At 71.8% G+C, this 14,965-nt stretch carries 13 protein-coding genes; 9 read left to right on the top strand and 4 right to left on the bottom strand.

From position 1 onward, the window contains the following. Nucleotides 1-17: 17 nt before the first annotated feature. Nucleotides 18-1,652, bottom strand: a complete 1,635-nt coding sequence (locus FHR33_RS11805) for an urease subunit alpha (protein ID WP_183646054.1) — start codon at nucleotides 1,650-1,652, stop codon at nucleotides 18-20. Between the two features lies 1 nt (nucleotide 1,653). Then, nucleotides 1,654-2,331 (bottom strand): urease subunit gamma, encoded by a 678-nt coding sequence (ureA, locus tag FHR33_RS11800; RefSeq protein WP_183646052.1) that lies wholly within the window; start codon nucleotides 2,329-2,331, stop codon nucleotides 1,654-1,656. 127 nt (nucleotides 2,332-2,458) lie between these two features. Between ureA and FHR33_RS11795 the strand changes: the two genes are divergently transcribed. Beyond that, nucleotides 2,459-3,355 (top strand): hypothetical protein, encoded by an 897-nt coding sequence (locus FHR33_RS11795; protein WP_183646050.1) that lies wholly within the window; start codon nucleotides 2,459-2,461, stop codon nucleotides 3,353-3,355. 15 nt (nucleotides 3,356-3,370) lie between these two features. Then, on the top strand, nucleotides 3,371-3,991 hold the full coding sequence (locus tag FHR33_RS11790; RefSeq protein WP_183646048.1) for a DsbA family oxidoreductase: 621 nt from the start codon (nucleotides 3,371-3,373) through the stop codon (nucleotides 3,989-3,991). 3 nt (nucleotides 3,992-3,994) lie between these two features. On the opposite strand, the gene FHR33_RS11785 is transcribed toward FHR33_RS11790, so the two are convergent. Next, the gene (locus tag FHR33_RS11785) at nucleotides 3,995-4,735 is read right to left on the bottom strand and encodes a thymidine kinase (RefSeq protein WP_312895482.1); all 741 of its coding nucleotides are present in this window, start codon (nucleotides 4,733-4,735) and stop codon (nucleotides 3,995-3,997) included. Between the two features lie 55 nt (nucleotides 4,736-4,790). Between FHR33_RS11785 and FHR33_RS11780 the strand changes: the two genes are divergently transcribed. The 6 genes from FHR33_RS11780 (at nucleotide 4,791) to FHR33_RS11755 (ending at nucleotide 12,262) form a co-directional block, all read left to right on the top strand. Then, complete coding sequence (locus tag FHR33_RS11780) at nucleotides 4,791-5,162, top strand: hypothetical protein (RefSeq protein WP_183646046.1); 372 nt, start codon at nucleotides 4,791-4,793, stop codon at nucleotides 5,160-5,162. Nucleotides 5,163-5,230: 68 nt separating this feature from the next. After that, nucleotides 5,231-7,300 (top strand): hydantoinase/oxoprolinase family protein, encoded by a 2,070-nt coding sequence (locus FHR33_RS11775; protein WP_183646044.1) that lies wholly within the window; start codon nucleotides 5,231-5,233, stop codon nucleotides 7,298-7,300. Then, on the top strand, nucleotides 7,297-9,120 hold the full coding sequence (locus FHR33_RS11770) for a hydantoinase B/oxoprolinase family protein (protein ID WP_183646042.1): 1,824 nt from the start codon (nucleotides 7,297-7,299) through the stop codon (nucleotides 9,118-9,120). Before FHR33_RS11775 ends, FHR33_RS11770 begins: the two co-directional genes overlap by 4 nt. Before the next feature lie 82 nt (nucleotides 9,121-9,202). Beyond that, entirely contained in the window at nucleotides 9,203-10,096 is an 894-nt protein-coding gene (locus FHR33_RS11765; protein ID WP_183646040.1) for a Gfo/Idh/MocA family protein, read from the top strand. Nucleotides 10,097-10,166: 70 nt separating this feature from the next. Next, on the top strand, nucleotides 10,167-11,174 hold the full coding sequence (locus FHR33_RS11760; protein WP_183646039.1) for an NAD-dependent epimerase/dehydratase family protein: 1,008 nt from the start codon (nucleotides 10,167-10,169) through the stop codon (nucleotides 11,172-11,174). Nucleotides 11,175-11,179: 5 nt separating this feature from the next. After that, nucleotides 11,180-12,262, top strand: coding sequence for a dihydrodipicolinate synthase family protein (locus FHR33_RS11755; protein WP_183646037.1), 1,083 nt, complete (start codon nucleotides 11,180-11,182; stop codon nucleotides 12,260-12,262). Between the two features lie 86 nt (nucleotides 12,263-12,348). On the opposite strand, the gene FHR33_RS11750 is transcribed toward FHR33_RS11755, so the two are convergent. Next, nucleotides 12,349-13,152 carry a response regulator gene (locus tag FHR33_RS11750; protein WP_183646035.1) on the bottom strand — a complete coding sequence of 268 codons (804 nt, stop codon included), beginning with the start codon at nucleotides 13,150-13,152 and terminating at the stop codon, nucleotides 12,349-12,351. Nucleotides 13,153-13,623: 471 nt separating this feature from the next. Here FHR33_RS11750 and FHR33_RS50120 point away from each other — a divergent pair, with 471 nt between their 5' ends. After that, entirely contained in the window at nucleotides 13,624-14,925 is a 1,302-nt protein-coding gene (locus FHR33_RS50120; protein WP_246451775.1) for a DegT/DnrJ/EryC1/StrS family aminotransferase, read from the top strand. Nucleotides 14,926-14,965 lie beyond the last annotated feature (40 nt).

Here is a 14,965-nt window from a genome sequence, read left to right as displayed (position 1 = left end):
GTCGTGAGGTCGGCGGGTCAGAGGAAGTACAGGCGGCTGAGGGGCACCGAGGAGACGGGCTCGGCGCCGATCGGCCGGTCGTCGAGCGTCACCTGGCCCGTGCGCGGGTCCACCCGCACCTGACCCAGACGGTCGTTGCGCACGAGCGAGGCCGGGCCGATCCCGCGGGTGCCGCGCACGGGCACCTGGCGGCGCCTGGTCGGCAGGGCCTGCGAGACCCGGCTCACGAAGGCGACCGACAGCTCGGCGGGGGTGGCGCCGTGACCGCCGAACTGCGGGCCGTACACCAGGGGCTGGCAGGCGTCGGTGGAGGCGTTCGGGTCGCCGGTGACGCCCCAGGCGGGAAAGCCCGCCTTGAGCACCAGCCACGGCTTGGCGCCGAAGGAGGAGGGCTCCCACAGCACGATGTCGGCCAGCTTGCCGACCTCGATCGAGCCGACCTCGTGCGAGAGGCCGTGCGCGATCGCCGGGTTGATGGTCAGCTTGGCGATGTAGCGCAGCACGCGCTCGTTGTCGGGCCCCTCCGTGGCGAAGCGCGAGGCGAGCTGGAAGGTGCGCCTGAAGGTCTCGCCCGCCCTGCCCATGCCCTGCGCGTCGGAGGAGGTGATGCCGATGACGCCCAGGTCGTGCAGCACGTTCTCGGCGCCCATCGTGCCCGCCCTGATCCGGTCGCGGGCGATCACCTGGTCGCTGGGCAGGTCGGGCTTGAGCCCGTGCGCCGCGACGATCATGTCGTAGTGCTCGCCGAGCGCGTCGCGGCCGAAGGGCAGCGTCGGGTTGGTGGAGGAGCCGATGACGTTGGCGACGCCCGCCATGCGCAGCACGTTCGGGACGTGGCCTCCGCCACAGCCCTCGATGTGGAAGGCGTGGATGGTCCTGCCCTCCAGGACGGCGAGCGTGTCCTCCACCGACAGGCACTCGTTGAGCCCGTCGGTGTGCAGGGCCACCTGGACGTCGTGCTCCTCGGCCACCCGCAGCGCGGTGTCGAGCGCCGTGGTGTGCGCGCCCATGTCCTCGTGCACCTTGAACCCGCACGCGCCGCCCTCGACCAGCGCCTCCACCAGCGGATCGGCCGACGACGACGAGCCGCGCGCCAGGAAGCCGATGTTGACGGGCCAGGCGTCGAAGGCGGCGAAGGCGTTGCGCAGCGCCCAGGGGGAGTTCACGCCCACGCCCCACACGGGCCCGAACTCCTGCCCGATGATCGTGGTGACCCCCGAGGCGAGCGACGCCTCCATGATGCGCGGCGACATCAGGTGGACGTGCGTGTCGATCGCGCCCGCCGTGGCGATCAGCCCTTCGCCGGAGACGATCGTGGTGCCGGTGCCGACCACCACGTCCACGCCGTCGAGGGTGTTGGGGTTGCCGGCGCGGCCGATCGCGTGGACGCGCCCCTCGCGCACCCCGATGGAGATCTTCCTGACGCCGAGCATCGCGTCGATCACCAGCACGTTGCTGATCACCAGGTCGCAGGTCTCGCGGATGGAGGCGGCCTTCAGATGCAGCCCGTCACGGGCGGTCTTGGCGAACCCGGCGAGGAACTCCTCGCCCGGCTGCTGCGAGTCGTGCTCCACCTGGACGACCAGGCCGGTGTCGCCGAGCCGTACCAGGTCGCCCTGGCGAGGTCCGTGCACCCCGATGTAGTCGTGCATCCTAAGCCCCCTCGTATCCGCAGGCGCGCGCTCTGCGCAGCGCCTCCTCCTTCGCGCCCGGCGCGTCCAGCGGCCCGTCCACCAGCCCGGCGAAGCCGATCACCGTACGGCCGCCGCCGATCGGCGCCAGCTCGACCTCCACCGTGGCCCCCGGGTCGAAGCGCACCGTGGCCCCCGCGGGGATGTTGAGCCGCATGCCGTAGGCCTCCTCGCGGGGGAAGCGCAGGCGCGGGTTGGCCTCGAAGAAGTGGAAGTGGGAGGTGACGGAGACCGGGACCTGCGCGGTGTTGAGCACCCGCACCCGCGCGGAGGCGGGCGGCTGGGTCCAGTCTCCCGCGGACACGACGGCGCCCGGCGCGGCCTCGCCCATGGAGCCGCCGCCGAACGGGTCGGTCACCACCGCGAGCCTGCTGCCGTCGTCGAAGACCGCCTCGACCGTCACCTGGGTCACGATGTCGGCCACCCCCGGCAGCACGTCCTGCGGCCCGAGCACCTCGCGGCCCGCCGCGATGGCCTCGGCCAGCCTCGCCCCGTCTCTGGCCGCCTCGCACACCGCGTCGGCGATGAGCGCGGTGGCCTCGGGCACGTTCAGGCGCAGCCCGCGCGCCCGCCTGGCGCGGGCCAGCTCGGCGGCGGTGAAGAGCAGGAGTCTGTCCTGCTCGGTCGGTGTCAAGCGCATCGGTGACCTCCTCAACGGCACCAGTGGAACATCCGCAGGTGGGAACCGCTGACGCGGGTGACCGTATCGTCATACAGGTTCTCCGTACAAGCTGTCGAGAAAGGATCTACGGGCGTAGCGTGGCTGTATGCGCGAGGCACATGCTGAAGACGCGAGGACCGAGGCCAGACGAGTCATCAACAATCTGCTCGGCGAGCAGCGGCCGACGGCCGCCACGCTGATCGCCGACGCGCGCGCCACGCTGGGCGACGAGCGCGCATCCCAGTGCCTGGAGCTGGCTCTGGGCGCCTCACTGACCAGGAGATCGGCGGAGCTGTCGTCCATCGCCGCGCTCGTGGTCGGGGTGCGGGAGCTGGGCGACAGCTGGTGGGAGAACGAGCGGGGAGGCAAGCTGCCCGCCCCCATGGAGGTGCTGCGCACCTCGACGGCGATCGACCCGTGGACCGATCTGACCCTGCTGGAGATGCTGGCGGCGTGGATCGCCGACGACGCGGCCGACGCGTTGTGGGGGCCCGCCGTCGCGGAGGTCGACCTCAACTCCTGGCAGGCGGAGGACCGCATCGAACTGCCCGACACCGCACGGCCCGGCCAGCGCCTGGTCGTCCACTTCGACGCGGGAGGAAGGCTCGACGCGCTGGTGACCAGGCGTCCCGACGACGATCTCGGCTCCAACCTCGACTTCTCCTCCCTGCGCTACTCCAAGCCCGCCGAGGCGCAGTGGAGCTGGGGAGTGGCGGCGGGTCTCGGCCCCCACCGGCTGCCGGGAGAGGACCCCGACCCCTATGCCAGGCCGGTGCCTGGCGACGCGGTGCGCATCCTGAGGGAGTGGGCGCTGCGACACGGCGCGACGCCGGAACAGCTGGGCGAGTCGTGGTCGGATGTCGGCGACGTGGTGGCCGCGATCGAACGGGTCGACTGGATGTGGCGCAGCGGGGAGTGGTTCGGCTGGTGGCGGGGCGCCTCGGCGCTCGTTGACGATTCGGGCTACCTGCCCCACCGCTTGGAAGAACTCGCGGCTGGTTGAGTGTTACAGCACGTCATGAAGGTAGAGATTTTCTCGGACGTGGTCTGTCCTTGGTGTTATATCGGGCACAAGCGCTTCGCCAGGGCGGCCGCGCGTCACGCGGGCGTGGTGGAGGTCACCTACCGCCCGTTCGAGCTCAACCCCACGGCCACGGCCGAGGGCGAGCCGCTGCTGGAGGCGCTGCGGCGCAAGTTCGGCGGCGACGTCGCGCAGATGACCTCCAGGGTCGCGGCCGTGGGTGCCGAGGAGGGGCTGGAGCTCCACTTCGACAGGGCGGTCAGCGCGAACTCCTTCGAGGCCCACCGGCTGATCGAGCTGGCCTCCCGTCGGGGGCTGGGCGCCCCGATGACCGAGCGCCTGTTCGCCGCCCACTTCACCGACGGGCTCAACATCGCCGACTCCGAGGTGCTGGCCAAGCTGGCCGCCGAGGTCGGGGTGAGCGACACGGGCGAGGCGGGCGACGAGGTCCGCGAGCAGCTCGGCAGGGCCCGCGAGCTCGGCATCACCGGCGTGCCGTTCTTCCTGTTCGAGGGGGAGTTCGGCGTCTCGGGCGCGCAGCCGGAGGAGACCTTCCTCGCCGCGCTCGAGGAGGTCGCCGAGCGCACCGGCAGGCGTGCCGCGCCGCGGGCGCGCTGACCCTCAGGCGGAGGCGGTCAGGCTCTCCTGCGTCCTGGCCGCCCCGCCCCCTCCGGGCATCGCCCTGTCGGCCGGCGGCACCGCCGCGCCCTCGGCGGGCACCGCTTGGTCCGCGGCGGGCATGGCCAGCTGGCCGCTGCGGTGGTGACGGCGGCACAGCACCTGGTAGCGGACGGGCGAGGCGTCGGTGTCGCCGATCACGACCTGCTCGCCGCTGCGCGCCATCGCGCCCCCGACGACGCGGGCGTTCAGCAGCCCTGGCCGCCCGCACCAGCACAGCACCTCGACCTGCAGCCTGCACACCTCGTCGGCCAGCTCGAACAGGCGCTGCGCGGCGGGGAACATCCGCGACCTGAAGTCGGAGGCCAGGCCGAAGGCGTAGACGTCCACCCCGTGCCCGTCGACCAGGTCGGCCAGCTGCTCGATCTGCTCCATGGTGTAGAAGCACGCCTCGTCGCAGATGAGGTAGTCGATCCTGTCGTGACCCCGCACCAGCTCCACCAGGTCGAGGGAGTCGTCCACCTCGATGGCGTCGAGCCCGAGCCCTATCCTGCTGGTGACCTTCGGCCCTCCCGACCTGTCGTGCTTGGTCAGCACCAGCCCGCGCCTGCCCTGCCGTCCGTGGTTGTAGTTCATCTGGAGCGCCAGCGTGGACTTACCGCAGTCCATGGGGCCGAAGTAGAACTTCAGCACGGCGTCGCGGGCGGCGGCTGGCACGGCAGAGAGCGCGGACAATTCGGTCACAGGCCGCTAGCTTACTGGGCATCACCTATGGTCCCATCGCTATCAGGAGGCAACTGTGGCCACGGACAACCCCGCGGCGCTCGACGCGTTGATGACCCCCGACGACCTGACCGCCGCCCAGGCCGACGCCGCACGCTGGCGCTACGGCTTCTTCGTGGTCCTGACCGGCATCATCGTGATCCTCGTCGCGTTCGGGGCCGCGGTGTTCGCCACCAAGGAGTTCGCGACCATGTTCGCGGGGGTGTGCGGCGTGATCGGCACCATCATCGGCGCCTATTTCGGCATCCAGGCCGGACAGTCTGGCAAGGCACGCGTGGAGATGGAGCTGACCAAGGCCCACGAGCTGGCCGTACGGCTGGCCGCCTACGTCGGCACCGAGCACGCCCCGAAGGTGATCGACGACGTGCTCGGCAGCAGGAGACGATGAAGAAACGCCGCTTGTTCGGCAGGTTTCGCTGATCCCCGCAGGCAGGTCCACGGGTGGAGACTGAAGCCATGCGTATCGGAGTGGACACCGGCGGCACGTTCACCGACGTGGTGGCGGTCGACGAGCGGACCGGCGAGATCTTCACCACCAAGACCCCCTCGACGCCCGCCAACCCGGCCGACGGGTTCATGGCGGGCCTCGGGAAGGTCGGCGCCGCGAAGGCGGGCGCGGAGGTCACCGGGCTGGTGCACGGCACCACGGTGGCCACCAACCAACTGCTCGAGGACAGGATCGAGGACCTCGGGTTCGTGACCACCGAGGGGTTCGAGTTCATCCTGGAGATCGCCAGGCAGAGCGTGCCCGACGGCTACGGCAACTCCTACTTCTGGGTGAAGCCGCCCAGGATCGTGCCCGTGCACAGGGTGAAGACGGTCGGCGGGCGCCTCGACCACCTCGGCGCCGAGGTCAGGCCCTTCGACGAGGAGGAGGCGGCGCGGGTCGCGCGGTGGTTCAGGGAGCGCGGCATCACCGCGATCGGAGTGTGCTTCCTGCACTCCTACGCCAACCCCGAGCACGAGGAGCGCATGAGGGGGGTGCTCGAGAGGGAGCATCCTGAGGCCGTGGTCTCGCTCTCGAGCGACGTGCTGAGGGAGTACAGGGAGTACGAGCGCTCGGTCACGACGCTGGTCGACGCGGCGGTCAAGCCGACGATGCGGCGCTACATCGCCAACCTGTCCGAGCGGCTGCGCATGCCGTACTCGGTGATGAAGTCGAACGGCGGCATCCTCAGCGCCGCCGAGGTGGTGCACCAGCCGATCACCACGGTGCTGTCGGGACCGGCGGCAGGGGCGCTGGGGGCGGCGCTGATCGCCTCCACCGCGGGGCACCCCTCGGTCATCACGCTGGACGGCGGCGGCACCTCCACGGACGTGGCGGTGGTCGTGGACGGCGAGCCCTCCCTCACCACCGAGGGGTCGATCGGCCGCTACCCCTGCAAGATCCCGATGATCGACATCGTGACCGTGGGCGCGGGCGGCGGCTCGATCGCGTGGATCTCGCCCGAGGGCACGCTGAAGGTCGGTCCGAGGTCGGCGGGCGCCGATCCAGGGCCCCTGTGTTACGGCAAGGGCGGCGGGGACGTCACGGTCACCGACGCGCACGTCTTCCTCGGCAGGATCCCTCCGCACCTGCTCGGCGGGGAGATCCCGCTGGACGGGCAGGCGGCGAGGGAGGGTGTCGAGGCGCTGGCGGCCAAGCTCGGCCTCACCCCTGAGCGCACCGCGACGGGGATCCTGGAGATCAGCGCGTTCAACCAGTGCAACGCGATCAGGCAGATCACCGTCAAACGTGGCCTGGACGTGCGCGACTTCCCGCTGGTGACCTTCGGAGGCTCGGGGCCGCTGCTGGCCTGCCGCCTCATCGACATCCTCGGGCTGCCCGCGGTGATCGTGCCGCCCGACCCCGGCAACGTGTCGGCGTTCGGCCTGCTCACCGTGGACGTCAAGAACGACTACGTCCGCACCCATGTCACGAGAGATCCGGACCTGGGGGTGCTGGCGGGGATCTTCGCCGAGCTGGAGGGGCAGGCGGTCGCCGCGCTCGAGCGCGAAGGCTTCACCTCGCCCGTCTGCCGGCGAAGCGCCGACCTGCGCTACTACGGCCAGGCCTACGAGGTGCGCGTCGCGGCGCCGCCAGGCCCGCTCGGCGAGGAGTGGCGCGCCGAGGTGCTCGCCCGCTTCCACGAGGCGCACGAGCGGCTCTACGGCTACGCCTACCGCGACGATCCCCGCCACGCGGTGGAGTGGGTCAACCTGCGGGTGTCGGGCATCGGCCCCATCACCCGGCCCGCCATCCCCGAGCGCCCCGGACGCGCCGAAGCCGCCCTCACCGCGCGGGGCGGGCGGCCCGTCTGCTTCGACGAGCGCGAGGGCTGGACCGAGCGCCCCGTCCACCAGCGCGCCGACCTGCGCAGGGGCGACGTGGTCAGCGGCCCTGCCGTGATCGAGGAGTACGGCTCCACCCTGCCGCTGCACCCCGGTTTCACCGCCGAGTGCGACGCGCACGGCAACCTCGTCATCCGCAGGCACGGCGCGGGCGAACCGGGCACGAGCACGAGCACGAAGGGACAGAGCCGGTGACCGCCGTCGACCCGATCCTCGTCGAGATCGTCGAAGGGACGCTCGCCTCCGTGGAGAAGGAGGTCGAGACCGCGATCGCCCGCACCGCCCGCTCCCCGATGATCCGCGACGCCCACGACTTCCGCGCGGGCATCCACGACATCAGGCTGCGCAAGCTGACAGGCCGCTCCTACTCCGCCCTGGTCCAGCCCGTCGTGCGCGACTTCCCGCCGGAGACGATGAACCCCGGCGACGTCTTCTTCCACAACGACGTCTACCTCTCCGAAGGCGGCATCGGCCACCTGCCCGACCTCTGCGTCACCGTGCCCGTCTTCCACCGGGGCGAGGTGGTGGCCTTCGTGCAGGCCTTCGGCCACCACGACGACATCGGCGGATCGGTGCCGGGCAGCATGCCCTCCCACGCCCGCTCGGTCTTCGAGGAGGGCCTGATGGTCCCGCCGATCAGGCTGTGGGAGCGCGGCGTGCCCAACGAGGCCGCCCTGCGCATCATGACGCGCAACTCCCGCATGCCCGACTCGCTAGCCGGTGACCTCGACGCCGAGTGCTCGGCCTGCCTGATGGGGGCGCGCCGCCTGGCCGAGCTGTTCGACCGCTACGGCAGGACCGAGGTCGAGCGGTGCTTCGACGCCATCATCGACAAGACCACCGAGACCTTCCGCAGAGAGCTGCTGTCGAAGATCCCCGAGGGCACCTACGTCTGGGAGGACTACGCCGAGCACGACGGCGTGGACGAGCCGCGCCTGCACGCCCAGCGCATCACGCTCACGCGCGTGGACGACAGGCTCGTCATCGACTTCACCGGCACCTCGCCGCAGGCCAAGGGCCCCATCAACCACGCGGGGGACTACGCCGACGGGGTGTTCCTGAAGAAGTGGCTGGCCCCGATCCTGCGCAACCTGGCCGACACGCCCGAGCGGATGGCCGAGCTGGACGTCAACGAGGGCGTGGTCCCGCTCATCGAGATGCGCTTCCCCGAGAAGGGGACGCTGCTGACGCCGATCTTCCCCGCGCCCACCAACGCCAGGACCTTCGTCATCCTGCGGCTGCTCGGTGTGCTGGCGGGGGTGCTGGCCAAGGCGACGAACGGGCGGATGCCCGCCGACCAGGAGACCATCCGCTACACCGGCGTGTACGGCGAGGACGGCGGCGGCGTGCCGTACCTCATGAGAGAGGTCCTGGGCGGCGGCTCGGGCGGCCGGTGGTACGCCGACGGGGAGGACACGATCCACGTGGTGCCCGACTCCCGCAACATCCCCGTGGAGTTCGCCGAGGCGCGCTGGCCCTTCAGGGTGGAGCGGCTCGGGCTCGCGGTCGACTCGGGGGGTCCCGGGCTGTTCAGGGGCGGGCTCGGCTACGACAAGCACATCAGGATGCTCAGGGACGCCTCGTACATGTCGATCGCCGACCGGTCGATCCTGTCGTGCTGGGGCGTCAACGGGGGCAGGGCGGGGCGTCCCTTCACGGTGTCGGTGGCGGGGCAGGAGATGGAGGGGCTGGTCGACGACCATCCGGTGCGGGCGGGCGAGGTCATCCGCGTCCGCACCACGGGAGGGGGCGGCTGGGGCTCGCCGTACGAGCGTGATCCGGAGAGGGTGGCCGCCGACGTGCGCGACGGGAAGGTCTCGGTCGAGGGCGCCAGGACCGACTACGGGGTGGTCTTCGAGGAGGGCGCAGGGCCGGAGGGAGGCAGGGTGGACGTGCCCGCCACGGCCGCCCTGCGCGCCAGGCTGGCCGAGGAGCCCGTCAGCTTCTTCGACAGGGGACCCGGCTATCCGAGGCTCGCCGACGGCAGGACCCACGCCGAGGTGGACGAGCGGTAGCCGCGGGGAACCGGGAGACTGGCTCGCCTCGGCCGGGGGCGAGGGTGTCATGATGGCGCACATTCCGGATCTGGAGGACGCTGTGCGCATTGCCCTGGCCGGGTTGGCCACCAGTCACCCCTACACCGACGCCCGTACGCTGGCCCGCCACGCCGAGCTCGTCGTATGGGAGCAGGACGCCGAGAGGCTGCGGCGCTTCACCGACGAGCATCCGGGGGCGAAGGTCGCGGCCGGCCTGGCCGAGCTGCTCGCCACCGGGCCCGACGGCGTCGTGCTCACCGTGCCGAACCCCCAGGCGCCCGACGCCCTGCGCGCGGTGCTGGAGACGGGCACGCCGGTGTTCATGAACAAGCCCGCCGCCGCGACCAGGGCCCAGCTCGACGCCCTCGACCGGCTGGAGATTACCGATCGGGTGCTGTCCAGCTCCGTGCTGAGGTTCGCGCCCGCCTTCACCGCCGCGCGGATCGACCCCGCCGAGGTGCTGTCCGTGCGCGCCACCGTCAGGCACGACGTCGGGCTCTGGGCCACCGGCTACAACCCGTGGCAGGACACGCCGGGCGAGGGCGGCGGCACCATGGTCACGATGGGCATCCACGGGGTGGAGCTGCTCGTGGCGCTGCTCGGCCCCGCCGTACGGCTGGCGGGCGCGGCCGGCTCGGTCCGCCACTACGAGGGCCTGCGCTCGGAGGACACCGGCGTCATGGCGCTGCGGTGGGACAGCGGAGTCACGGGCACGGTCGAGATCATCGGCGTCTCGGACTCCGAGGCGTACACCGTCACCGTGCACACCCGGCAGGGCTCGCGCGACATCGTCATCGACAGCGGCGACGACGTCCTGAAGGGCCTGGGCTACGAGGGAACGGTCGAGGCCTTTCTCACCATGGTCGGCGGGGCGCCGAGCCCCGTGCCGTGGGCCGAGACCAGGGCGATTCTGGGCGTTCTGGTAGAGGCCCGCGAGGCCGTTCCGGCTCGCTAAAAACGGCGCCCCATTGACAGGAAAACACTCGCGAAGTTACGGTCTGGACCGTAAATGAGAGGAGTTCGGGGTGCGGACGGTAGCAGAGCTCGAGGAACGGCTGGCGAGACCCAGCGACGGTCTCGTCGACGACCTGGCCAGGCTCGACGGCGACATCATGATCCTTGGTGCGGGAGGGAAGCTCGGACCGAGCCTGGTCAGGCTCGCCCTCAACGCCACGAAGGGGAGCAGGCGGGTCGTGGCCGTCTCCAGGTTCTCCGAGCCGGGCCTGGCCGAAAACCTCACGCGTGAGGGCGCCACGGTCGTCAGCGCCGACGTGGCCGACGAGCAGGCCCTGCGCGACCTGCCCGACGTGGAGAACGTGGTCTTCCTGGTCGGCGCCAAGTTCGGCACCCAGGGCGCCGAGCACGCCACCTGGTTCACCAACTCCTACCTGCCGGGACGGGTCGCCAACCGGTTCAGGGACAGCAGGATCGCGGCGCTGTCGACCGGCAACGTCTACCCGCTCGTCCCCGTGACCAGCGGCGGCGCGACCGAGGAGACCCCCGCCGACCCCGTGGGCGAGTACGCGATGAGCTGCCTGGGCAGGGAGCGGGTGATGTCGCACTTCAGCGAGAAGTACGGCACCCGCCTGGCCCTCATCAGGCTCAACTACGCCGTCGAGATGCGCTACGGCGTGCTGGTCGACCTGGCGCAGAAGGTCCACGCGGGCGAGCCCATCGACGTCTCGACGGGCATGGCCAACGTGGTCTGGCAGGGGTACGTCAACGAGGTCACGCTCCGCGCGCTGCTGCATGCGCAGGCTCCGCCGTTCACGCTCAACCTGACGGGCCCCGAGCTGATCTCGGTACGGCAGGCCGCGACCGACCTCGGCAGGGCCATGGGCAAGGAGCCCTCCTTCGTGGGCGAGGAGGCGAACACGGCGCTGCTGTCGAACGCCGCCAGGTGTCACAGGCTCTTCGGCTACCCGGAGCTGGCGCCCGCCGAGCTGATCGAGCTCACCGCGCGCTGGGTCGCCGACGGCGGCCCCCTGCTCGGCAAGCCGACCAAGTTCGAGCGCCGCGACGGCCGGTTCTGATCAGCATGCTCATCGATCGAGGGGGAAGTGACGTGCTCAGCACGGCTCCAGAGGCTCAGACGTCCGTCCGCGACCTGTTCAGGCGTGGCCTGGTCATCCCCGCGCACCCGCTGGCGCTCGACGCGGGACGCAAGCTGGACGAGCGCCGCCAGCGGGCGCTGACCCGCTACTACGTCGAGGCCGGCGCGGGCGGCCTGGCCGTGGGTGTCCACACCACGCAGTTCGCCATCCACGGCACCGAGCTGCTGCCGCCGGTGCTCGAGCTGGCGGCGGAGACCGCCCGCGAGGCGGGCCGCGAGATCGTCATGGTGGCGGGCGCGACCGGCCCGACCGAGCAGGCCGTGGCCGAGGCGGAGCTCGCCAGGTCGCTCGGCTACCACATGGTGCTGCTCAGCCCCCACAGGGAGCTGAACGAGGACCAGCTGATCGAGCGGGCGCGCGCGGTCGGCGAGGTGCTGCCGGTCATCGGCTTCTACCTGCAGCCCGCCGTCGGCGGTCGCACGCTGTCCAGGAGCTTCTGGACGAGGCTGGCCTCGATCGAGTCGGTCGTCGGCATCAAGGTGGCGCCGTTCGACCGCTACCGCACGCTCGACGTGCTGCACGGGGTGGTCAGGGCGGGCCGCGCCGGCGAGGTGGCGCTCTACACCGGCAACGACGACCACATCCTGGCCGACCTGATCACGACCCACCGGGTGATCGTGGACGGCCGCGAGGTCGAGGTCGAGTTCGTCGGCGGCCTGCTCGGCCAGTGGGCGGTCTGGGTCAAGAAGGCGGTCGAGCTGCTGGAGGAGGCCAAACTGGCCCGTGCGGGCGACGACGCGGCCGTGCGCAGGCTGCTCGGGCTCGACGGTCACCTCACCGACGCCAACGCCGCCATCTTCGACTCGGCCAACGGCTTCCACGGCTGCATCCCCGGCATCCACGAGATCCTGCGCCGCCAGGGGCTGCTGGCCGGGCGCTGGTGCCTGGACCCCGCCGAGGAGCTGTCTCCAGGACAGCTCGCCGAGATCGACCGCGTGTGGGCCGCCTACCCGTGGCTGCGCGACGACGAGTTCGTCGCCGAGGGCCTCGACCGGTGGCTGGCCTAGCGGACACGCCGGATCCGCGGAAGGCGCGCCGGCCACAGGGCGAGCCGGACCCCGGGACGGGGTGCCGGCCGGCCCGGGTGTGCCGGCTAGAGGGTCAGCCGGTAGAGGGTCAGCGGGCGGCCACTGGTCCCGCTGGTCAGGTTGCCGGTGCGCTCGGCGAGCCCGGCCAGCTCCAGGCGGTGCAGCATGCGGCGGGCCGTGCGCTGCTGCACCGCGAGCCGCTCGGCGATCTCCCTGGTGGTCAGCGGCTCGCCGCCGGCCGCCTCACGGGCCTCCAGCAACTTCTCCAGCGTGGGCACCGAGAGGCCGACCCTGCGGGCGATCACCGACAGGTTCTGCTCGCCGGCGGGTGTCGCGCCGACCGACTCCAGCACGATGTCGGTGTCGGCGCGCAGCGACAGCACCGCGGCGACGTCGCCGATGCGCCTGGCCCTGGCCAGCGCCCTGCGCGCCAGGCTCTCGGCCTCCGCCGCGCTGCGGCCGAGCCCGAAGCCCACCCTGACCACCTGGCTCGTCACGGTCAGCCGCGACAGCATCGGCAGGCAGGAGAAGCCGCCCGTGGCGTCGGCCAGCGGGCCCCTGGTGGTGACCAGCAGATGCGTGCCGCCCCTGAAGGCGGCCAGCGTGCCACCGAGGGCCGCCGCCTCGCGCAGCAGGCCCTCCTCGCTGTCGACCTCGATCAGCCCGAGCGCGATCTGCGCGTCCTCCTGCGCCTGACCCTCGGCGGTGAGCAGCAGCTGGCGCAGCGCCACCCGCACCGAGTGCACCGAAGGCGCGAGGCGCAGCACGTGCATGTCGTCGCGCAGCGCCTCGTGCACCGAGCTGAGGCAGGTGATCACCGCGTGGTCGCCGCCGCGCCGGTGGAAGGAGACCGCCTTCTTGGAGGTCATCTCGGGCCGGTAGGGCAGCGTGCGCACCTGCTCGGTGGGCAGGGCCCGCCTCCTCGAAGGTGGCGTGGACGTCGGCGGCCGAGATCGTGTCGATGGACAGGCGGGTGATGTCCTGGCCCTCGTGCTGCAGCCGTACCAGAGCGGTCAGCAGCGTCGCCCCGGAGTAGTCGACGAACGCCGCCGGGCGGGTGAGCGCCTCGGCGTCACTGGCCAGCATGTACGGCACGATGCCGGTGAACAGCCAGCCCTCCACGGTGGAGGAGTGCGCTTCGACGATCGCGGGAGCCTGCGACTCGTGGTCGTAGTCGAGCCGCAGCGCGGTGACGCCCGGCTGCTCCTCGCAGGTGGCCGCGACGTCGTCGACCAGATCGTGCGGGCCGACGACCCCGATGACGATTCCCACCCACGCCTCCCTCTTGCATATTACGGTCAAGACCGAAAGGGTAACTCGTGACTCTGAACTTTCCAACCATGGCCGATCCCGAGGGCCGCACGCTCGGCGACGAGGAGGTGGCCGCCCTGGAGCGGGTGATCCGCTCGGGCATGCTCAACTCCGTGTGGGGAACCGAGGCCAAGGCGCTCGAACGCGAGATGGTGCAGCTGTACGGCTCCCGCCACGCGATCGCGTGCAGCTCCGGCACCGCGGCTCTCCATCTGTCGGTCGTGGCGGCTGCGCCGGACCCCGGAGACGAGATCATCACGACGCCGATCACGGACTTCGGGACTGTGGCCCCCATCTTGGCGCAGAACGCCGTTCCTGTCTTCGCGGATGTGGACCCCTCCGACGGCAATCTCGATCCTTCCGCGGTCGAGGCCCTCATCGGGCCGAGGACGCGGGCGATCATGGCGGTCCACCTGTTCGGCGCCGCCGCGCGCATCGACGAGCTCAGGGCGCTGGCCGACAGGCACGGGCTGGCGTTGATCGAGGACTGCGCCCAGGCCTGGCTCACCGAGCTCCCCGCCCGGGGGCCGGGGCTCCCCGCCCGGGGGCCGGGGCTCCCCGCCCGGGGGCCGGGGCTCCCCGACCAGGGGCCGAGGCTTCCCGCCGAGGGGCCGGGGGTTCCCGCCGAGGGGCCGGGGGTTCCCGCTCAGGGGCCGGGGGAGCAGCTCGGGGGCGGTGCGCGGGGCGTGGGGGGCGGCAGGCTCGCGGGCACCGTGGGCGACGTCGGCACCTTCAGCCTCCAGCAGTGGAAGCACATCACCTGCGGCGACGGCGGAGTGGTCATCACCCAGGACGACGAGCTGGCCCGCAGGATGCGCCTGTTCTCCGACAAGGGATGGGACCGCGCCGCCGGGCGGTCGCACGCCAGCCTGGGCCTCAACTACCGCATGACCGAGCTCCAGGCCGCCGTCGCCCGCGCCCAGCTGGCCAAGCTGGACGGCGTGCTGGCCGCCAGGCGGCGCACCGCCGCCCACCTGCTGAAGGCCCTGGAAGGGCTGCAGGGGCTGCGGCTGCCGCGCCCCGAGGGGCACGCATGGTGGCTGTTCCCCCTCGTCCTTCCGGACGGCGGGGCCGGCGAGCTGGCCGCCCACCTGGGAGCCGCCGGGATTCCGGCACGGGCCGGTTACCTCGGGGAGCCGCTGAACAGGGCGCCCGTGTGGAAGGGGCCCGTCTACGGCGGCTCCCGCTACCCGCTGGAGGGCTACACGCCCGCGGCCTGCCCGGAGGCGGAGCGGCTGGTGGCAGAGACGCTGCTGGTCATCGACTGGAACGAGCGCTACACCGACGAGCACGTCGAGCTCATCGCGGAGCGAATCAGGAACAGGCCATAGGGGCGGTTTCTCAGCAGCTCGCCCGGACTTCGTCACCAGA

Origin of the sequence: Nonomuraea dietziae (assembly GCF_014195505.1) — a bacterium.
In the GTDB taxonomy this organism is placed as follows: domain Bacteria; phylum Actinomycetota; class Actinomycetes; order Streptosporangiales; family Streptosporangiaceae; genus Nonomuraea; species Nonomuraea roseola.
Note: the sequence above shows the minus strand (reverse complement) of the source record. Positions and strands in the feature narration are given on the sequence as shown.